The sequence below is a fragment of the Thermodesulfobacteriota bacterium genome, from assembly GCA_040754335.1.
Taxonomy (GTDB): Bacteria; Desulfobacterota_D; UBA1144; order Nemesobacterales; family UBA2774; genus 2-12-FULL-53-21.
On record JBFMCV010000001.1, the window covers coordinates 339,329 to 359,437 of the forward strand.

At 54.4% G+C, this 20,109-nt stretch carries 15 protein-coding genes; 6 read left to right on the forward strand and 9 right to left on the reverse strand.

The features are described 5' to 3' along the window. Window positions 1-87: 87 nt before the first annotated feature. Together AB1598_01685 and AB1598_01690 are read right to left on the reverse strand one after the other, a co-directional pair. On the reverse strand, window positions 88-1,899 hold the full coding sequence (locus AB1598_01685; GenBank protein ID MEW6143705.1) for a putative Na+/H+ antiporter: 1,812 nt from the start codon (window positions 1,897-1,899) through the stop codon (window positions 88-90). Window positions 1,900-2,023: 124 nt separating this feature from the next. Beyond that, window positions 2,024-2,590 (reverse strand): hypothetical protein, encoded by a 567-nt coding sequence (locus AB1598_01690; GenBank protein MEW6143706.1) that lies wholly within the window; start codon window positions 2,588-2,590, stop codon window positions 2,024-2,026. 96 nt (window positions 2,591-2,686) lie between these two features. On the opposite strand from AB1598_01690, the gene AB1598_01695 reads away from it, so the two are divergent. Beyond that, window positions 2,687-3,064 (forward strand): hypothetical protein, encoded by a 378-nt coding sequence (locus AB1598_01695; GenBank protein ID MEW6143707.1) that lies wholly within the window; start codon window positions 2,687-2,689, stop codon window positions 3,062-3,064. Between the two features lie 12 nt (window positions 3,065-3,076). Here AB1598_01695 and AB1598_01700 read toward each other — a convergent pair whose 3' ends face one another. From AB1598_01700 to AB1598_01710, 3 genes are read right to left on the reverse strand one after another with little or no spacing between them, the layout of a single operon-like run. Continuing rightward, window positions 3,077-6,259, reverse strand: a complete 3,183-nt coding sequence (locus AB1598_01700) for an efflux RND transporter permease subunit (protein MEW6143708.1) — start codon at window positions 6,257-6,259, stop codon at window positions 3,077-3,079. A 27-nt stretch (window positions 6,260-6,286) separates the two neighbouring features. Beyond that, window positions 6,287-7,363 (reverse strand): efflux RND transporter periplasmic adaptor subunit, encoded by a 1,077-nt coding sequence (locus tag AB1598_01705; protein MEW6143709.1) that lies wholly within the window; start codon window positions 7,361-7,363, stop codon window positions 6,287-6,289. A 39-nt stretch (window positions 7,364-7,402) separates the two neighbouring features. After that, the gene (locus AB1598_01710) at window positions 7,403-9,841 is read right to left on the reverse strand and encodes a TolC family protein (protein MEW6143710.1); all 2,439 of its coding nucleotides are present in this window, start codon (window positions 9,839-9,841) and stop codon (window positions 7,403-7,405) included. Between the two features lie 195 nt (window positions 9,842-10,036). Between AB1598_01710 and AB1598_01715 the strand changes: the two genes are divergently transcribed. Next, window positions 10,037-10,852, forward strand: coding sequence for a CVNH domain-containing protein (locus AB1598_01715; protein ID MEW6143711.1), 816 nt, complete (start codon window positions 10,037-10,039; stop codon window positions 10,850-10,852). 39 nt (window positions 10,853-10,891) lie between these two features. Here AB1598_01715 and AB1598_01720 read toward each other — a convergent pair whose 3' ends face one another. From AB1598_01720 to AB1598_01730, 3 genes are all read right to left on the reverse strand, one after another. Next, window positions 10,892-12,235, reverse strand: a complete 1,344-nt coding sequence (locus AB1598_01720) for a YihY/virulence factor BrkB family protein (protein ID MEW6143712.1) — start codon at window positions 12,233-12,235, stop codon at window positions 10,892-10,894. Window positions 12,236-12,827: 592 nt separating this feature from the next. After that, window positions 12,828-13,754, reverse strand: a complete 927-nt coding sequence (locus tag AB1598_01725) for a PD-(D/E)XK nuclease family protein (protein MEW6143713.1) — start codon at window positions 13,752-13,754, stop codon at window positions 12,828-12,830. 12 nt (window positions 13,755-13,766) lie between these two features. Beyond that, entirely contained in the window at window positions 13,767-14,369 is a 603-nt protein-coding gene (locus AB1598_01730; GenBank protein MEW6143714.1) for a GNAT family N-acetyltransferase, read from the reverse strand. Window positions 14,370-14,455: 86 nt separating this feature from the next. Between AB1598_01730 and AB1598_01735 the strand changes: the two genes are divergently transcribed. The 4 genes from AB1598_01735 to AB1598_01750 all read left to right on the forward strand — a co-directional run bounded on the left by AB1598_01735 (window position 14,456) and on the right by AB1598_01750 (window position 18,029). Further along, complete coding sequence (locus AB1598_01735; GenBank protein MEW6143715.1) at window positions 14,456-14,740, forward strand: hypothetical protein; 285 nt, start codon at window positions 14,456-14,458, stop codon at window positions 14,738-14,740. 78 nt (window positions 14,741-14,818) lie between these two features. Continuing rightward, window positions 14,819-16,168 carry a M23 family metallopeptidase gene (locus tag AB1598_01740; protein ID MEW6143716.1) on the forward strand — a complete coding sequence of 450 codons (1,350 nt, stop codon included), beginning with the start codon at window positions 14,819-14,821 and terminating at the stop codon, window positions 16,166-16,168. 18 nt (window positions 16,169-16,186) lie between these two features. Then, window positions 16,187-16,933 carry a 23S rRNA (guanosine(2251)-2'-O)-methyltransferase RlmB gene (gene rlmB / locus AB1598_01745; GenBank protein ID MEW6143717.1) on the forward strand — a complete coding sequence of 249 codons (747 nt, stop codon included), beginning with the start codon at window positions 16,187-16,189 and terminating at the stop codon, window positions 16,931-16,933. A gap of 529 nt (window positions 16,934-17,462) precedes the next feature. Further along, the gene (locus AB1598_01750) at window positions 17,463-18,029 is read left to right on the forward strand and encodes a magnesium transporter (protein MEW6143718.1); all 567 of its coding nucleotides are present in this window, start codon (window positions 17,463-17,465) and stop codon (window positions 18,027-18,029) included. A gap of 45 nt (window positions 18,030-18,074) precedes the next feature. On the opposite strand, the gene ligA is transcribed toward AB1598_01750, so the two are convergent. Further along, a complete protein-coding gene (gene ligA / locus AB1598_01755) occupies window positions 18,075-20,087 on the reverse strand; it encodes an NAD-dependent DNA ligase LigA (GenBank protein MEW6143719.1) in 2,013 nt (670 codons plus the stop codon). Between the last annotated feature and the right edge of the window lie 22 nt (window positions 20,088-20,109).

The following is a 20,109-nucleotide window of genomic DNA, read 5'->3' on the forward strand; positions in this document are numbered from 1 at the left end:
TGTTTTCCATTATATCAATTTCTACCGGAAGCCGTTCATGCAATTCCCCCCTGCTGCTCCGGGAGCCGTTAACCCCGGCCCGCGCTCTTAACCCAGATACCAGAAGCAGAGGAATATTATGACAGTCGGAAGAAGAGCCGCTGTGAACAGGCCTATGGGGGATACCGCGTCGTCGAAGTGTTTCTTCAGTATCGACTGCCCCGCGGGGTTAGGCGCGTTTGCGATAACTGTAAGCCCTCCGCCCGTGACGGCCCCCGCGACGACTGCGTATTTCAGGCTGTCCGTGAAATCGGGGACGAGAGTGCTCAGGTATGTAATCGCAGCGTTGTCGTTGAACCCTGTGAGTATTGTTGCGCCCAGCATTAAGGGGAACTCGCTCAGTCCCCCGAGCACGGGCTCGATCCACCATCCCTGGAGTCCCCCGTGAATTACGAGGCCCGCCAGGAAAAACCCCACGAGCATCGCGGGCTGGAGATTGATCCTGTTCTGATACGGAGCCGTTATCTGGGCGAAGCCCAGGAAGAACAGGAGCCCCAGTACGAAGAGCTGAGTGTGGTGCGCGTTGATTATCGTCCAGGCCATGAACAGGATGTGCACGGCCGTTACCCAGGTGGGCACGGGGTCCTCCCGCTTGTCCCAGTCGGGGTCGACGAATTCGGGTCGCATGCTCTCGGGCAGGACGCCCGGAAGGAATCGCCTTATTTTTCTAAGCTTGATCTCCTGAAAGCGTTTTTCGAAAGCCTCCCTTATGAGCCGCTCGTCTATGCCTTCCGCCATGAGCTTGGGCAGGGACTCGGCTTCCATCCTCTCTCGTATCAGGCTTGAAAGGAGTTCTGTCTTCTCGTTTATCGACTCGATTATCCTTCTCTCTTTCTCTACCGCCGCCTTGACCCTGTCGAATTCCTTTTGTATGCGCGCCTGTGTGACGTAGGTCGCCTCGATCTTGTCTTTCAACGTGCGTAAGGCGAAAGACTCCTGCAGCTTGGCCAGTTCCGTACGGAAGACCGCGAAATAGATGCCGTTTGAGACCAGGATGCCTATGAGTGCCTTCCATCCGAAGTGAGTGAGCATGAAGTCCGTCCCCCAGTTCCAGGGACCGGATACCATAAGCACGGGAGGCGCCGCGAAGTGCGTCAAGGTGCCGCCGACGGAGATATTGACGAAAAGGAGTCCCATTGTCGCGTATTTGAGCTTCGCGCTCGGCTTGAGGTCGTAAAATTTATTCGAGAGCACGAGCGCGGATATGGTGATTGCGGCTGGCTCCGTAATGAACGAGCCCAGAAGCGGGCCGATGGTCAGGATCGTGAACCAGAGCGCGGCGAGAGAGCCGCCGATGAGGCCCGCGACCTTCCACATCATGGACTCCGCGAGTTTTAGTATCGGGCGCGTCGCCGCGAGGGTCATAATAACCACCACGAACGCGGGCTCTGTAAAGTTAACGCCGTGACTGAAGTAATTGACGACGGTGGGCCATCCGAATTCCAGCAGTATCGCAACTATTAAGACTAGCGCCCAAAAGCCGAACACCACCTCTACCTCGCCGAGGAAATGAAACAGCTCAGCGCCGAAGTGCACCGAATTCTCGTCGGCTTCACCTCTCTTTATTCGCTCCTCATGCCTGTGCTCCCATTTATGCGCTATGGTCATGAATTTGCTGGCCAGGAAAGTGTGGACAATGGCGCAAAAGAAGATGAGAGTCGCCACGAGGTTGAACGGCTCCTGTCTTATCCGGTCTTTTAATATCGCGGGGATGCTCCCGAGGTCAGAATCGTTATAGCTCTCGAGCGCAGGTGGGAACTTGGAGTTTTCGGATGCGGTATTCACGGAAGCCCACGCCGTGTAAGCGGATACAGCCAGGAATCCCAGCACGGCTAACAGATACAGGTATTTTCTCTGCATGTCAGTGACTCTGGATCTTCGGGAATCAGGCGTACGGGCCGTTATAAGAATGGATTTCCATAAACCCGTAACGAAGTTGCGGGATTTATTCTACACAATCCCGCGCCGATAATAAAGGCCTGTACTAGTCGTCCTCGGGTGAGGCTTTCCGGTCGTAGATCTCTTTTTGATGCTCGAGCGGGACGTCGCCGAGGTTGTTCGTTATATGGACGTTGCCCTTGTCGTCGACCCATTCGTAGAACTCGCTTTCTTTTGGGCTCTCCGGCGGAGCTTCATCCACGGAGACGCTTTCGTTCCCGGTCTCATCAGGAGGGAACAGCTCCGTGTCCTCTTCCTCTTGCGCGGCCCCCGTTTCCCCGTCTTTATCCCCTTCCTGTGTCGGAGGCTCTTTCGGCGCGTTTACCTCGATATTGCTCTTCCGCTGGAGGCTCCTGCCGAGCGTGCTTCCGCCCTGGCCCTGACCCAGTGTCGAAAGGCCGAAGTTGTCGAGGTTTTCCTCCGGCCAGTAATAGTATTCGTAAGGCTGCTGCTCGATAACCACAGGCTCGCCTGAGCCCTGGCCTGTGCTCTGACTCTCCTCCTCGGGCATGGTTTCCTCTCCTCCGGGTTCGCTGTCCTCATACTGTGCGAACGCCGGATACGCAGGAACTAGTAACAGTAATGCCGATAAGACTAAAAGAACATCTTTCATCTTGGCGCTCCCTCTCTTTCAAGCCTGTTTAATTATAACCCGTGCCGGGGCGGGATGTGTTACATTATTTAGATGAATTTATCGGGAGGTATATAAATGAAAATGCTGACTGCTCTGCAGCTCTTTTTAATTATGATACTGCCTGCGGTTTACACTTATTCGAACGCTGCAGGTGCGGAAGGCTTGTCGACCGTAAGCTCCGAGTCTGAAACCGTATCAGCCGCGCCCGGGAAAGCCGTCTCGGCCAGGTGTACGTGTCCCGCGGGTATGGAGCTCATCGGCGGGGGAGGGGAATGCACTGGATTTCTAGTGACGGACGGCTGGGCGAGCCTTGCGAAAAGCGCCCCTGTTCCTGACGGCTCTTCATGGTATGTCGAATGCGCTAACACCGGAACGCGCCCTGGCGAGATACAGGCTAAAGCCTGGGCGATATGCGCCGACCCTGCGGTCTTCGATACGAATAAAAGGAAATGAATAGCCTTCCCGTCACCTGGACGGGTTCGGTATCTTGAAGAAGATCGTATAGAGGACGGGGACCACGACGAGCGTGAGCACGGTAGCTACGAGGAGACCGAACATGATAGTCACCGCCATCGACACGAAAAACGCGTCCTGGAGAAGCGGTATCATGCCGAGTATCGTTGTCGCCGCGGCCATCATCACGGGGTTCAGCCTGCTCACCCCCGAATCAACGACCGACTGGTAGCGGTCCTTCCCGCTTTTTATCTCCGTGTCAATCTGGTCTATAAGCACTATTGCGTTCTTGATTAGCATTCCCGAGAGGCTGAGAAGGCCGAGGAGGGCCATGAACCCGAAAGGCTGCTTGAACAAGATGAGCCCGACCGTGACGCCTATGATCGAGAGAGGTACTGTGAGCCATATAATCAGGGGCTGCCTCACCGAGTTGAAGAGGAACACAACTATGAGCACCATCATAGCGAAGAATACCGGAATGCTCTTTTGGAGTCCGGCGTTCGCCCTGGCGGAGTCCTCCGCCTCTCCACCCCAGGCTATATAGTAGCCGGGCAGTCCCTTTAGCGGCAGCTGGTCGGAATCGCGTATGGGTATAACCTCGTGGTCGAAGTCCTGAAAGGGGTTGTCTTCCGGACCGAAATCCTGGCCCGTCACCCTGCCTACGTCCACGTTAAGCGCTTTTTCTATCTCGGGCTTCACGCGCGCGAGAAGCTCGCTCGGGAGCTCCGTCCTAGGGTCGGCGTGTATTTTTATCATCGTCACTCTGTCCCTTCTTCCTATATTAGCGTCCTCGGTCTCTGTGTTGAAACCCGATATCACCTGTCCTATAGGTATCATTCTGCCGGCGGCCGTGCTCCATATCTGGAGGCTCTGCAGAGTGTCCAGGTTCATCCTCTCGTATTCAGGTGCCCTGGCGATTATAGGCATCAGCTGCGGCTCGAAAGTGCTTTTGTCCCTGTATATGCCGGTCGTCGTGCCCGAGAACGATTCTTCGAACGCCCTCGCGACCTCGGGCCTGGATATTCCGAGCTGGCTCGCCTGGGCCTCCTCCATCTGCGGCCTGACGACCTTCACCTTCTCCTTCCACTCGTCCCTCACGGCTTTAGCCTGCGGGTCTGCGTTGAGGATCTCCTTGACCTTACCCGCGAGCTCCCTGAGCACCATTCTGTCGGGCCCGCTTATGCGGAGCTGTATCTTCCCCCCTTCTCCGGGACCGAGGAGGAATTTCCTCACGTTCACGACCGCATTGGGCAGGAGCTTTTCGAGGTCGTCCTGCGTCTTCTGAAATATAGGGTCGATGACGTTGTAGTTTTCAACGGTTGCAAGGATGACGGCGTAACTGGACGATGACTTCCCCGGCACATACGTGAGCAGGAACCTCGGGTCGCCGCCTCCGATCTCCGTGATTACGTCCGTCACGCCTTCCACGCCCCTGAGGTATTTCTCCGCTGCGTCGAGCTCCTTGGCGGTGTCCTCTATCCTATATCCCTCGGGGAAATATAGCTCGACGAAAAACTGCGGCCTCGTCGCCGTAGGGAAGAACATGGTCTTCACGAACCCGAACCCGATGATGGACAGGATAAAAATTCCGACCACGATGCCGACAGTTACGTATCTCCGGCTGATCGCGGCTATGAGCAGTTTTTTATAAGTCTGAAAGAATCTCCCCGCGTAAGGGTCTTTCGCGTTGGAATCAACCTTCCCGGGCTTCTTTTTCCCTATCAGGAAATGTTTACAGAGGAGAGGCGTTATCGTCACCGCCGTGACCCAGCTGAACATAAGCGAGATTAAAATGACCTGAAAGAGTGATCGGCAATACTCCCCTGTGCTGTCCTTGGATGTGCCTATCGCGGCGAACGCCAGGACCGCCACCACGGTCGCCCCGAGAAGAGGCATTGCCGTCTGTCCCACGATATCGTTAGCCGCGCTTATAGCGTCCTCTCCCTGCTCCATCTTTATCCTCATGCCGTCTACGACCACAATCGCGTTGTCTACTAGCATGCCGAGCGCGATTATAAGCGCACCTAGCGAGATCCTTTCGAGCGTTATGTTCCACATGCCCATAAAAACAAAAGTTCCGCATATCGTGATGAAGAGGACGGCTCCGATGATAAGACCGCTCCTGAGCCCCATAGCGAAAAGCAGGACGACCACGACAATTACGATTGCTTCTATGAGGTTTATTACGAACCCGTTTATCGACTGGGTTACCGATTCCGACTGGAGAGAGATGACTTCAAGCTCCATCCCAAGCGGCGCGAGCGGCTCGAGCTCCTTTACCTTCTGCTCTATGCCTTCCCCCATTGTCACGACGTTTCCGCCGAGGACCGTCGATATAGCGAGGCCGATCGCGGGTTTCCCGTTGTACCGGAGCATGTTTTTCGGCGGCTCCCTGTAACCTCTCCTGACGTCGGCCACGTCCCTCAGATACACGAGGTTCTTGCCCCCGCGGCTGCTCACCAGGAGGTCCCCGAACTCTTCCTCGGAAGTAAACTCGCCCGTCGGGCTTATAGGGTATTTCTCCGTTCCCACGTCGATGTCGCCGGCGTCTGAGGGAAGGTTCTTGGCCCGGAGCGCGTTGTAGATATCCATCTGCGATATCTCGAGCGCCGCCATCTTGGGGCGCGACATCTCTACGTAAACCGCCTCGGGCTGCTCGCCGTAGAGGATTATTTTCTTGACGTCCTTGACCAGGAGCAGCTCCCTCTTGAGGAGGTCGGCGTAGTCCTTTAGCTCGGCATACGTGTATCCTTCTCCCGTGATCGCCAGATAGACGCCGTATACGTCGCCGTAGTCGTCGTTGACCAGGGACGGGCCCGCGCCCGGGGGCAGCTGGGACTGGTAATCGTTAACCTTCCTCCTGAGCTCGTCCCATACCTGGGGCAGGCTCTTCTTGTCGTATTCGTCCTTGATCACGGCCTTTACCGTCGAGAGTCCGCGGGACGAAGTGGACTCGACCCTCTTCAGCTGCCCAAGCTCCTGGACTGCTTTCTCGATCACGTTGGTTACTTCCTTTTCGACTTCCGAGGCGCTCGCGCCGGGGTAGGGCGTAGTTATTATGGCTTCTTTGATTGTGAACTCGGGGTCCTCCAGCCTGGGCAGGCTCTGGAACGATTTAAACCCCGCGTAGACGACTACGATTGTGAGCGTGATCGTGATTACGTTTTTTCTTATGGACAATTCGGCTATCTTCATCCGGGGGAGACCTTCATGCCTTGAATTCTACTCGAGGAGCGTAACCTGCATTCCTTCCTTGAGCTGCGCGATGCCGGTAACGGCTATCATCTCGCCTACTTTAAGCCCGCCGAGTATTTCTATTTCCTTTTGTCCGGTTACCGCGCCGACTTTTACAACCCTCTTGTGTACGGTCATGTCGTTCTGGTCGACCACCCATACGTACTGGTCGGCGCCGTCGCCTGTCACGACCGCTATCGCCGGGACGATGAAGTAGCTTCCGTTGCCGGTTTCGCTGGCTTTACCCACAACGTGCACCTGAGCGGTCATTCCCGGAAGCACCCTTATCGTTCCGGGCTGGTCCATGCTGAGTGTGGCCCGGTACGTCTGTGTTCTCGGGTCGGCCTGTGCGCTTATCTCTTTTATCGTGAGGGGGAATTCTTCCCCCGGAGCGGACTGAAAAGTGGCATAGAGCTGCGCAACGTCCCCTTGCTTCGAGGACGCCAGTATATTCTCCGGCAGGTCGATAACGATCTCTACTTTTGACAGGTCCTGCAGGCTCAGTATATCGTCGAAGGAGTTTACTTCCTGAAAGTTCTCTACGAATTTCGCGCCGACGTATCCGCTGAAGGGCGCTTTCAGATAGGTGTATTCGATATTCGCCTTCGCGTATTCGAGCTTCGCTTTGGCCGTGTCGCGCTTCGCCCTTCTGACGTCCAGGTCGGCCAGCGGCACGGCATTACGTTCATAGAGGTCTTTATATCGCTTGTAATCCGCCTGGGCCTCGACATACTGCGCGTAAGCCTCGTCGTACGCGATCTCGTAGTCCCTCGGGTCGAGCCTCGCAAGGAGCTGGCCTTGTTTGACCTCGTCGCCCTCGTTAACGGGGAACTCTATCAACGGCCCCCTGACCCTGAAGGCGAGGTTCACTCTTTGAGACCCCTGCACCTTGCCGGGGAAGCTCCTGCCGAAACCCTGGCCGCCGCCGAGTGTGATGGTCTTTACAGGTCTTATTACCTGCACGGGCGTTTCGTCCTTTTCCTCGCCGCCGCACGAGCAAAGGATCATGATGAGAGCCAGTATTGCTATTTTTCTCAGCGGAGAGCCGCTCGTTCTATGTTTCATGTTTCGTCCCTCTATAATTGCATAATTCTTACATTCGGCCTATTCCTCGGGCGGACCTGCGGGCCCGGCGTCTGTCTTGTTGTCCGTTTCAGCGGGTTTGTTATAGAAATCGTCGAGCATCCTGAACAGCTCGTCACGCTCCTGGGGCGATGTGAAGAAATCGAACCTGCCCGACGCGCGCTGCACGTTCATCAGGTCGATGAGGAAGTTATATACCGAATTGGCCGCGTTGAGGTCCGCCGAGAGCGCGGCGTTCTGAGCGTCAAGAAGGTCTAAGATGGACACGACGCCTCGGGAATAGGAATCGGTGACGAGCTCGAGGTTCTTATGCGCTGCCTCCGCCGCGTCGAGCGCGAACCCGATGCTCGGGTACGACGCCCCTGAGGCGTTGAGCGAAGTCCTTATCTGCTCTTCGACCTTTTCCGCGGTCGAGTCCCTTTCGTATCTGAGACGCGACAATTCGCTCCTGGCTTTCTTGTAGTCCGCTATTTTTGCTCCGCCCCTGAATAGCGGGAACGACGCCTGTATCTGTACGGTCCATTCGGTATCGTCCGCTGTCGCTATGTCTATCGGGAAATCGGGAGGGATATTTACATCGGAACCCGCTCCTCCTTCGTAGAGGAACTGCCTCAGCTCTCCGAACGCGAAGATGGTAGGCGACCAGAACGCCCTCTTGGTCGACGTGAGAATCCTGTCCTGGGCAGCTATCTCGGAGTCTATCGCTGCGATTGCGGGTGATAGCTTGAGTCCGAGGTTGACCATGAAATCCATGAAGACCTTGAACGATTCGGGATTGTCTACGTATTTCTCGAGCCTCGGGTCGCTCACTAGGAGCGACGGGTCTTCGAGACCCGTCTCCACCGTTGTGTATTCCTCTCCCTGCGGCCTGTGCAGGAGCCTGTTGACTAGTATCTCCGTATTCTTCCTGTCGGCTTCGGAGTTCACCACGTCTATCCTGTCTGACGATATCTGGCTTTCCCACCTGTACACCTCCGCGGGACTCGCTACCCCTATGTCCCGCCTGACCTTGGCTATCTCGAGATTGGACTTGGTAAGCTTCAGGTTCTCTTTCTGTATCCTCTCTATAGTCTTGGCCCGGAGCACGTTCAGGTACCCGATCGCCGTCGCGGCTATAATATCGAGCCTCACTTCGTCGCGCGTGAACTCCCTAGATTCCTGGAGCCGCTTCTGCACGGTGAGGTTCGACCACGCCCTTTCGGAATATATGAGCTGGCTTACGTTCCCTCCGACGCTGATGTCGCGCTGCGGTTGTGTGCCGAGACTCGCCTCCGCCCTGTCCTTGTCTATGTATGTATTTGCGGCGAAAATGTCCGATTGGGGAAGGAGCTCGGCCATCGCGAGCCTGATATCCTGGGCCCCGGCAGCGACGAACTGGTCGGCGGCCAGGAGGTCGAGGTTGACTTCAACCGACTCGTTCACCGCCTGCTCGAGAGTGAGCGTCCTACCTTTCTCGGCGGGTTCTTCGTTTATGAGAGAGGCTTCCGTGAGTATGCTCCACGAGGGAGAAAACTTTATGGCGCGGGCTGTGGCCATATTGACCGTGAGCAGCTCTTCTTCCGAAAACTCGACGGGGAAATCCCCCGCCTGATCGCCGAGCAGTATGCTCTGCACTACGAGCGCTACGCGGCGCGCCTCTCTGGTAATATTGTGCTCCGGCGTGAGGCCGATGAGGGCTCCCGTTTCGACTTCCCTCTTTCCCATCATGGAAAAAGAGGGGAGGTTCTTTTCTATGAGACCGTCATAGAGCTCCGCCATCTGGGACCCGGTATAGTTGATTATCGGCGAAACGAAGACGGCCTCGGCGTCGGCTGGTATGGCCGAGAGAGACTCAGCGACAGACGCTCTCGCCGGCACGAGCTCTATGATTATATCGTTCTCGGCCGATATTTTTTTTACCGAGTTCTCGAGCGCCGGTATGAGCTCTGTCATGAGCGGCATGTAGAGGAGGGCCATCCTTTTAAAACCGACTATGTCCCTGAATCTTTTGATGTCCCTTCCGATTGTCACGGGCCTCGACAGGTAATAGAGGTTCCCGACGCCGCTCCCCCCGCCCTCGGCGGGCGTGAGCCCCATTAACACGGGATCGATGACCCACGGGGCGATCACCGGCTTCGGGAAAGCGGTCCTGCCCGCGGCTTCCGTCGAGCCGATTATCCCCAGAGTTATCAGAATATCGACTCCGGGGTCTGAGAGCTGCCTCTCTATCGCGGCCTTGACTCCCGCCGATGTCCAGTCGGAGGTTATTATCTTGTCCTCGGGAAACAGGACAGTGAATTCCCCTTCGGTAAGGTCTCCGATTTCCTTCTTGTAAGCCTCCAGCACCCTGTAATTCAAGTCGGAAGGGCCGTCGAAAACTATGCCGATATTGACCCCGCGGGCTTCCGGCGAAGCGGATATAATAGTGAAGATCAAAAGTGAAAGGAACGATACTAGAGTTTTGACTCCTGCCGGGGTCATTCAAATCTCCTCTGTAGGGCTGCCGGAAACTTGATTATACATGAGTTGATTTTGTTAAAAAAGGAACATTTGTCAATTTGCTGCGGAGCTTAAATACCCAACGTGCGTCAATCTCAGGGGTTCCTTGTTTTTAAAACTTTACGTGGTGTATAATTTGGGCAAAACTGTGATCGATTGCGATAAGGGAGGACTTGTATGAACTCGACTTCGCCAGTGAAACGCATAGCCGCTTTGTCATTCGCATTAATGATTTGTTTTATTATTTCAAACGTATATGCAAACGCGCAAAACCTCCCTCCCGGGAGCTATAAGGACACCTGCAGGTCTATCAACGTGTACGGCGGTAACCTCACGGCCCAGTGTCAGAAGGCGGACGGGAGCTGGAAGAATACGTCAATTCAGTACTACGACTGCGAGGGGGGTATCACGAACGAGAACGGCAACCTCACCTGCAAGCACAAGCCTAAGCCCGATAAGCCTCTTCCCAGGGGAAGCTACAAGCAGAGCTGCAAGGATTCTTATGTAGAGGGGAAGTGGCTATATTCCAAATGTAAGAGGACGAACGGCAACTGGAACAATACTTCGATCAAATACGCCGACTGCGGCAAGGACATTTGGAACAACAACGGTGTGCTCACATGCGGCGGCGGTACCTCTAACCTTCCGAAGGGGAGTTACAAGGAGACCTGCAAGGACGCCTACGTCGACGGGAAATGGCTCTACGCCAAGTGCCGGAAAAATAACGGGAGCTGGTACAGCACGTCGATAAAGTATACGGACTGCAATAAGGACATCTGGAACGATAACGGCGTGCTCACATGCGGCGGGGGAGGGGGCTCCGGTCTTCCCAAGGGGAGCTACAAGGAGTCTTGCAAGAACATATATGTAGAGGGTAACGTACTGGAGGCGGATTGTCTCAACAGGAACGGGAAGTATTCGCACACGAGCATCAAGTACAAGAACTGCAACAAGGGCGTCTGGAACGATAAAGGGACTCTCAGGTGTAACTGATCCCGGCGCGGTTCGTCTTCGCGGCCTGTATTCGTACTTCTAATCCCTGTTTTCCGTTTTGGAGACCACAAGGTCCCTGAGCGAGGTCCCGCCCAGCGCTGCGCTTATCGCGTTCTCGACCTCGCCCGTGACAGCGTCAACCTCGGGCATCGAAAGATACTTTTTTTCGATCAGGTCGGTTTCGAAATTCGTCCTGGTGGCATCGATTATTTCCTTCAGGCTTATTTTTTCAAGCGAGCGCGACGGGACAAAGCATGGCGGGTCGTCCGCTGTTTCTATGACCAGGTTATTCTGCGTGAGGTCGCCGAGGGTCTCCTCGACCGGCTCATGAGGCAGGCGCAGTCGTTCCGTGAGCGATTCCATGGTCCACTTGCCGAGGTCGTAGTAGAAGTTATAGCCGATGAGATACATTATGATGAGCGAAAGCTTCTCCTTGAGCTTAGTGCTCAGGTTGAACACTTCTTTCCTGAGGGTGATGAACCTCAGGTTTTGATGGCAGAACGTGAGCTCCGCCCCTACGAGGACTATGAGCCAGTTGAGGTAGAGCCAGATCATGAAAATTATAAGCACCGCTAGGCTCGAATAAACGGCGGCGTATCTCGTCGAGGACGCGACCGCCAGATGAAAAAACCAGCTTGTCGCGTGCCACGCGATACCTGCAGCAACTCCTCCGGCGAGAGCGGACTTAATATGCACCTTCGTATTCGGGATGATGATGTAGATGACCGTGAATACGATTATCACGAAAAGAAACGGTATGACTTTTCCGAATGCGAAGAATATCGTCCCGACCGGCTCTATATCTAGGAGCTTTCCTACTATCGTGTTGCTCGAAAGCGTGGCCGTCACGCCGAATACGGCGAACAGGAGCACGGGCCCTATTATCAGCGTGGTTATGTAATCGCTCAGCCTCCTGGCGATGCTCCTCCCTTTCCTAATCTTCCAGATTATGTTCATCGAATCCTCAATCTTCGTGATTACGGATATCGAGGTGTATATGAGCATGACAAGTCCCGCTACTCCGAGGACGCCGAAGTTGATCTTTCCTATGAACTCCATGATCCTGTGGGTAACCTCTATTCCCTTTTCCCCGAGAGGTTCGAGGAACTTCAAAAGGAAGGGCTCGAGCTGGTTATCGACGACTCCGAATGCCTTCAGGATCGATATTACGAACGCGAGGAGAGGGACGAGGGAGAGGAGAGTAGTGTAAACGAGGCTCATCGCCCTTAAAGCAAGCTCGTTTTCCCTGTATTCCCTGAGAGTTACATATGATAACCTGATAAGGTTTATGAAGATCGAATCCCGTTTCTTGAGTGTGTCGGTGTCGATCCGCCAGAGCTGACGCGAAAAGAAATAGTTAATTTTTTTGACCAGTTCCGGCATATGCTTTCACTATTACTATAATATCATTTTACACCCGGATTTTGAATCTTAAGCTAAAGTTTTAGAGCCGGGCTGCTTAATATTCCTTTTTTTATCTGTTATTTCGAGGCGCAGCCGAGAAATCTGTCTTTTGCTTTTCCGACATTCACAGAATCCGGCGGCACACAATGTGTGCTCATATGCTATCCTTCCGAATCTCCTCTGCCTAACCTGCATCTGATTCCTAGCCGTTCGCCCTGAGCCTGTCGAAGGGCGGTGCTTTTCGATGACATTACAGAATTGGCGTTAAGAAAATCAGCTGTTAACGCGTCAAAATCTATCACGGGACGATTCCGAGCAAGTGAGGATTCGAACGCCCTCGCTTATGGGCAACAATGTCAATTAAATCGGGGCACATATAAGCTACTACGCTGCTTATTGGGTGGAATTGATAGATTTTAGCGTTAACTTGGGATTTCTAGTCAATTCTGTACAGTCTTGATTTTTGCTTCTTTGTATCAAGACAAAGAAGAAAGAACGATAACCTTTTTTCAACCTCAAGAGCATCACGAGACAAAGCCCGGCGATGAAAATATGGGTCCCCCGCGGTCGTCTAATCGAGATCGAAGCAGATCTTCCTGAAGCTGCACGTCTCGCACAATCTTTCGTTGTTGGTCCTCGGGAAGTCCTTCATGACCGCGATATTCTTATCCGGGTCTCTGAGCAGGCTCTTCATTCCCGCGATGCTGTCGTTTATGTATTCTACACCTTCATTCAGCTCACCGGCGCTGAACCTGTGCGCTCTCGGGCCGTCCCCGAGAAGGCTGTATTCTGTGAGCGAGACTTGATCTAACGGGACCTCGAGCTCTTCGACGGCGAATATCGTATATACGAGGAACTGGAGCCTGTCCGCCTCACCGGCTCCGGTCTTCCAATCTACGATTTCCACCGTATTTCCCTTTTCATAAGCGAGGTCGAGCTTGACGAACACCGTCTCTGGAGTGAACGAAAAAGCTGAAGCGGTCATGCTCTCTATCGATATTATTTTCTCTTTAGGCAGATTTTTTACGACTTCCAGGACTTGTGAATCGTAGAAGCTTTCAAGACACCGTATCGCTTCGTCGTAGGTCTGCCTCCATACTTCGTCCGGTACTTCTGTATTGTACTCGTGCTCGAAGAGCGCTGTCACGTTTCTGAGACTCCCGTTCTTTTGCCAGTAAAGGCCGTCCCTGGAATACCTGAAATCGCTCCTCATCAGCTCGGTCACCCTTTTCTTCGATTTCTCAGGCGGGGTCAGACTGCCCGTGGATACGAGCTCCGTCAGAACCCTTTCGATCTCGTGATGTACCGTGGAGCCTTTCCACTGCCACCTGTTCTGGAGGTTCTTGAGCACATAAAGTGTTCTCGTCGTCTCATCCTGGTGGTTCTTGTCCCATCCGCCCCAAGAGCCGTAGTAGTTGTAGTAGTACTTCCGTTTGCACTCCTTGAAAAGGGAGTCCCTGGAAACCGACCAGCTGAATTCATTCTTGAAATCACTCATTAAGGTTTCCGCTTAAGGCAGCACGAGCTCCATTATCAGCGTACGAGGGGCGGGCCCCCGGACGCTTTCGGAAGCCGTCCTGCCCGAGAATCTGAACCCGAATTTCCTGTAGAGGCTTATCGCGGGCCCGTTGCCCCTGTCGACTTCAAGCACTATGTTTCTGCAGCTTTTGTCCATTGCGGCTTCTATCGAGCGGTCGAGCAGCTGTGAGCCTATTCCCTTCCTCCTGTGCTTCTCGTCGACGGCCAGTGCGCTAATATAATATTCATCGTCTCCGATGTCGGGAGTGAAGCTTCCGTGGAGGAGCCTCGCTGTGAGAGTGAGGTAGCTTACGAACTCGCTCAGCCTGAGCGATATGAGCAGCCTGAGCAGCGTCGCGAGCTCGTCTTTCCCGCTCCCCCTGTAGCCTATCGCGAGGCCCGTAATTTCACTCCCGGAGCACGATACGAGGATGTTCTCGTGGCCGAGGAAATTGTTCCCGGCCCTGATGAGGTCGATCACCATTCCGTGTGATCTCCTCGGGTCGGCGTCTACGTCTCTCTGTGCATTCACGATGAGATCGGCGACCCTGCTGACGTCATGCGTGTTCAGATCGAATTTCAGGATCTCCGTCAAATTCAGCCCGCCCCGATAATTTTTGTTTTTGCAGCATTAACTCTAGGTTATAATATTTCCACCCCGGATTCAAAGTTCGGTGCGCTATGGCCGAGATAAAGGTGAGGGAAGCAGGCTCGGGAGAAAGCTCGTTCGATTTCGAAGTCGAGATCATTGAGGGCGGCGGCAGCACCCGGCACAGGGTTCGGGTCGGGAAAGAGGATTACGAGAAGCTCACCGGCGGACGTGTCACCCCGGCCGAGCTCGTGGAGAAATCGTTTGAGTTCCTGCTCGAAAGGGAGCCCAAGGAATCGATCCTCCGCAGCTTCGACCTGAACGTCATCCCGGCTTACTTCAGGGATTATCCGAGGCTGATAAAGAATTATTTCTGACGGCGGCGGGCGTATTACGGCTGCGGCGTATTTTAAAATAGCGGATATAATAAATTCAAGGAGACTTAATCAAGCGATATGGGCAGGTTCTTTACTCTACTTATTCTCATACTCATCATAGGCGGCGCCGTTTACATCTACCCCGACGTAGAGTGGCATTCCCCCGAGATCGATATCAAGCTCGATTCCGGCGACGTGGGCGTGAAGCCGTTCGACATCGCGGTCAGCGACAAGGGCAAGGGACTCAAGAACGTCTCTGTGCTGCTCGTGAATCAAGACGGCGAGACGGTGGTGATCGACAGGGATTACCCTGAAGGGGTAAAAGGAGACACGCTCAACATTAAAATAGACGCGAAGAAGCTCGGCATCAAGAACGGCCCTGCCGAGCTCCGTGTGACCGCTGTAGATTACTCGAAGCTCAGGTTCTTCTCCGGCAACAAGACCGTCGCTAGCAGGAATATAAACCTCGACCTCGTCCCGCCCGCGGCAGACCTCCTAAGCACCGAGAACTACATCAACCACGGGGGCTCGGCACTCGTAGTATACAAGGCCTCTCCAGACGTAGTGAAGAGCGGCGTCACGATAGGCGGTTATTTCTTTCCCGGCTTCAAGGGCGATTTTGCCGAAGACGACGTCTACCTCGTATTCTTCGCCTATCCTTATAATGTCCCCCCAGGCGAGAAGATCACGCTCGTCGCCGAGGACGGGGCCGGGAATTCGAAAAGCGCCAACGTCCCCTACACGCTCAAAGACGTCGCGTACAGGCAGAGCAACCTCAATATAAGCACCGATTTCATAGAGAACATCATGAAGCCTCTTTCGGGCGAGACCGGGGAGACCGACTACAAGAAGATATTCCTCATGGTGAACAGCGACCTCAGGAAAAAGAACGACGCGAAGATAAGAGAGGTGAGCGCCGGCACCAGGGGCGAGATATTATGGAAGGGGCCGTTCCATCAGCTATCCAATTCGCAGGTAGAGGCTAATTTCGCCGACGAGAGGACGTACATATTCAACGAGGAGCCGATCGACAAGCAGTACCACCTCGGATACGACCTCGCCGTGACGAAGAGGTACCCGATAGAAGCGGCCAACAGCGGAGTAGTCGTCCACGCGGGCGAGCTCGGCATCTACGGGAACACGGTGATAATCGACCACGGTATGGGTGTCATGACGCTCTACGGCCACATGAGCACAATAGACGTGAAGGTCGGCGACGAGGTGAAGACGAATCAGATTATAGGCAAGACCGGGCAGACCGGCCTCGCTGCGGGCGACCACCTCCACTACGGCGTGTACGTTAGCGGGGTCGCGGTGCGCCCCGTCGAATGGTGGGACGACAAGTGGATAAAGGACAACGTGATATTGAAAATAGACCAGGCAAAATCCGAGTTCGGGACCAAGAGCTCGGATACTACCCAGAATTAACCCCGGGGAGCGTGAAGATTGATCATATACGGAAGGAACCCCGTCAAGGAACTGCTCTCCGCCCCCGATTCCGAGATTGAAGAAATCCTCATACTGAAAGACGGCAGTAAGGAAGGTACTGCCGACATCGTCTCGCTCGCGAGGGAGAGGGGGATAAAGATTCTCTTCCTTCCGAAAGACGCTATTACGAGGATTTCGGGGACTACGTCCCATCAGGGTGTCGCAGCCCGCATCTCCGATTTCGAATACTCGAGCGTAGAGGGTATCCTGGACGTTGCAGAAGGGAGGGGGGAAAAGCTCCTCCTAGTCCTCCTCGACCACATAGAGGACCCTCAGAACCTCGGGGCGATAATAAGAACTGTGAACGTGCTCGGCGCGCACGGAGTCATAATCCCGAAGGACAGGGCGGCGTCCGTTACGCCTGCCGTAGTCAAGGCTTCGGCCGGCGCAGTGAACCACGTGCTTATCGCCAGGGTCGTCAACCTCTCGTCGATTATAGAGGTGCTCAAGAAAAAAGGGGTCTGGATCGTGGGGGCCGACCCCGGGGCGCCTGTGCCTGTCTTCGGGGAAGACCTCGGAAAGTTAGACATCGCTCTTGTAATTGGCAGTGAAGGCAAGGGGATAGGACAGAAACTTAAAGAACAATGCGACTTCCTCGTATCCATCCCGCAAGCGGGAAAAGTGACCTCTCTCAACGCATCCGTCTCAGCCGGGATACTCATTTACGAGATTTTGAGGCAGAGAGGAAATTTTAAATCGCGGTAAGCATCATCCGTCAGGATCGAACCCGAACCATGTAGGAGCGGCTTCCAGCCGCGATCTCATTTTATCTGTCATTCTGAACTACGGTTCTGAACACGTGCAAGAACCGGACATCATAGGTGGAATGCAATGAAGCACATATCCCTTGGATATTATTGGTTAACCCAAAATATTCAGAATCTCGTCTTTTAAACCCGTTCGTCCTGCCTGCCGGGCGTAGCTTTAGCGTAGACGGGAGCCTGTCGATAGGCGTCTGCTTCAATTCCCTCTCCCCTTTTTGGGAGGGAGAGGGCCAGGAGCCTGTCCTGAACTTGATTCAGGATGAGGGGGTACATCAATTATCGGCCTGTCTTTGCGAGCAACGATTTCAAGCGTGCGAGGAATCGGTCGCCCTCGGCTGATTGCAAACAAGCACATTCATCAACACACATAAGTAACTAAAATCAAATTATGAAGCAAAGCGCGGCAATCTAATCCTTCATACGCCTTGAATCAGATAGAGCGCCAGCGTAAATCGTAGTATATTCATTAGGTGAACAAAGAGCCGAAGGACGAATACAGGGAAGAGGACGTAAGCGAGGAATCAGTAAACCACCTGATAGAGCACCGCATCCCGTGGCTCCTGGTGGGGCTCCTGGGGGGACTGCTCGCCACCCTGATCGTTTCCAAATACGAGGCTATACTCGCCTCGGACGTGAGGCTCGCTTTCTTCATCCCGATAATCGTCTACCTGAGCGACGCCGTAGGCACCCAGACGGAGACCATATACGTTAGGGCGCTGTCCACAAAGAAGAATCTCTCGTTCTGGAAATATATATTGAAGGAAAGTTTCGTAGGGGCGGGACTTGGGTTAATCTCAGGGGCGGTCTTGGGGATTTTCGCCAATTACTGGCTTAAGTCTTACGCGATAGGGCTGACGATAGGGCTCACGATGCTGATAAACCTTACACTCGCGCCTGTCCTCGCCGTTGTTATACCGAACTTGATATATAAGAGGCACCTCGACCCCGCTCTAGGCTCCGGCCCTGTGGCGACGATAATTCAGGACCTTATAAGCCTGATCGTCTACTTCCTTGTCGCGAGCGTTTTTCTCTTGTGACTGATTAAATAAGATTGCGGGTCTCTTTCCGGGTTTTTTATCGAGTTAAAGCTCCCCGATCATCTTTTTGAACTCATCCTCGCTCAGAATCTGGATACCCAGTGATACCGCCTTGTCGTACTTCGACCCGGGGTCGCTGCCGACGACGACATAGCTCGTCTTCTTCGTGACGGACGACGTCGCACGCCCGCCGTGCTCTGCTACGAGCCTCTCGGCCTCGTCCCTCGTCATGGATTCGAGCGCGCCCGTGAATACGAACACCTGCCCCTTGAGCTTATCGCTCACGGCCGCTTTTTTTCTATACTGTATCTTCACGCCCGCGTCGAGCATCTTCTCTATGAGACGCCTGCTCTGCTTTAACCCGAAGAAGTGCACGATGCTCTCCGCGATCTCCGTGCCTACGGTGTGTATGTCCATAAGCGCATCGACGGTCGTATTCATGAGCGCGTCTACGTCGTGGTAGTTCTCGGCCATGATCTGGGCCACCCTCTCGCCCACGTGGGGTATGCTGAGCGCGTTAATGAACCTGTCGAACGTGACATTCTTGCTCTTTTCTATCTGCGCTTCCAGGTTCGAGGCCGATTTCTCGGCGAAGCGCTCAAGCGGCTCCAGGTCTTCCTTCTTCAGATAAAATACGTCCGCCGGGTCTTTGACCATCCCCTTCGCCATCAGCTGCTCGACTATCTTTTCGCCGAGGCCCTCAATGTCGAACGCTCTCCTCGATGCGAGGTGCAGTATCCTCCCCTTGAGCTGAGCCGGGCACGAGAGGTTTGGGCAGTAGTAATATGCGCCTTCCTTCTCGACGTGAGTCCCGCATACGGGGCACTTGTCGGGCATCCTGAACGCCTTCTCCTTCCCCGTCCTCTTCTCGATGATAGGCATGACGACTTCCGGTATGACGTCCCCGGCTCTCTCAACCAATACTGTGTCACCGATCCTTATGTCCTTTGCCCTGATTATGTCGTCAGTATGGAGAGAGGCGCGTTTTATAGTTATACCGCCGATGCTCACGGGCTCAAGCTCAGCGACGGGCGTCAGCAGCCCGACGCGGCCCACCTGAACTATTATGTCCTTGATCCTTGTCGTCCCCTGCCTCGGTTTGAACTTGTATGCGATGTTCCATCTCGGGTGCTTCGCCGTAGTCCCGAGCTCCTTCTGATAGTCCCTCCTGTTCACCTTTATGACTATCCCGTCCGCTTCATAAGGGAGGTTGTCCCTGGCGCTCTCCATCTCCTTCTGATAGGAGATCGCTTCGTCAATATTGGCGCACTTCATCATATGGTCTTCGACCTTGAACCCCCACTCGCGGAGTCGCTCGACGAGCTGCCACTCCGTTTTTATATCTGTCCCTCTCACTTCGCCCACTCCCCAGCCATAGAATGTGAGGGGCCTCGACGCCGTAATGCTGGAATCGAGCTGCCTTATCGCTCCGGAAGCGGCGTTCCTCGGGTTCGCGAAGAGGGGCTCTCCAGCTTCGGCGAGCTCCCTGTTGAGCTTCCTGAACGCCTCGATCGGATAGAGCACCTCGCCCCTTATCTCTATTAGGCCGGGTATGTGGTCTTTACCTTTGAGCTTCAGCGGAATTGTTTTAATGGTCTTTAGGTTGTTGGTTACGTCCTCGCCGACGAGTCCGTTCCCGCGGGTCGCCCCCTTGGTCAATATCCCGTCGTCGTACCTGAGCGATGCTGACACCCCGTCGAACTTGGGCTCGGCCACGTACTCTATGTCGCCGTCGGTCCCGAGGAGCCTCTTCACGCGCTTGTCGAACTCGTAGGCCCCGTCTATACCGGATACATTGTCTATGCTCATCATCGGGACGACGTGGCTCACGGACGCGAACCCTTCGGCCACCCAGCCGCCCACGCGCTGTGTGGGGGAGTCGGGCTTCACGAGGTCGGGGAACCCGGCTTCGAGCTCCTTCAGCTCGTTCAGCATCGAATCGAATTCGTAGTCCGATATCTCCGGGGCGTTCTTCACGTAGTAGAGATAGTTGTGGTATTCGAGCTCCCTCGAAAGCTTCTCTATCTTCTTCTCCGCTTCTTTCTTCGTGAGTTTCATCTTCACCGTCGCTGTAATCTGT

Coding starts and splice junctions, on each gene's coding strand:
- AB1598_01715 (MEW6143711.1), top strand. CDS start 10,037: ATGAACTCGACTTCGCCAGTGAAACGCATAGCCGCTTTGTCATTCGCA.
- ligA (MEW6143719.1), bottom strand. CDS start 20,087: ATGAAACTCACGAAGAAAGAAGCGGAGAAGAAGATAGAGAAGCTTTCG.
- AB1598_01720 (MEW6143712.1), bottom strand. CDS start 12,235: ATGCCGGAACTGGTCAAAAAAATTAACTATTTCTTTTCGCGTCAGCTC.
- AB1598_01705 (MEW6143709.1), bottom strand. CDS start 7,363: ATGAAACATAGAACGAGCGGCTCTCCGCTGAGAAAAATAGCAATACTG.
- AB1598_01695 (MEW6143707.1), top strand. CDS start 2,687: ATGAAAATGCTGACTGCTCTGCAGCTCTTTTTAATTATGATACTGCCT.
- AB1598_01735 (MEW6143715.1), top strand. CDS start 14,456: ATGGCCGAGATAAAGGTGAGGGAAGCAGGCTCGGGAGAAAGCTCGTTC.
- AB1598_01700 (MEW6143708.1), bottom strand. CDS start 6,259: ATGAAGATAGCCGAATTGTCCATAAGAAAAAACGTAATCACGATCACG.
- AB1598_01690 (MEW6143706.1), bottom strand. CDS start 2,590: ATGAAAGATGTTCTTTTAGTCTTATCGGCATTACTGTTACTAGTTCCT.
- AB1598_01685 (MEW6143705.1), bottom strand. CDS start 1,899: ATGCAGAGAAAATACCTGTATCTGTTAGCCGTGCTGGGATTCCTGGCT.
- AB1598_01725 (MEW6143713.1), bottom strand. CDS start 13,754: ATGAGTGATTTCAAGAATGAATTCAGCTGGTCGGTTTCCAGGGACTCC.
- AB1598_01710 (MEW6143710.1), bottom strand. CDS start 9,841: ATGACCCCGGCAGGAGTCAAAACTCTAGTATCGTTCCTTTCACTTTTG.
- AB1598_01740 (MEW6143716.1), top strand. CDS start 14,819: ATGGGCAGGTTCTTTACTCTACTTATTCTCATACTCATCATAGGCGGC.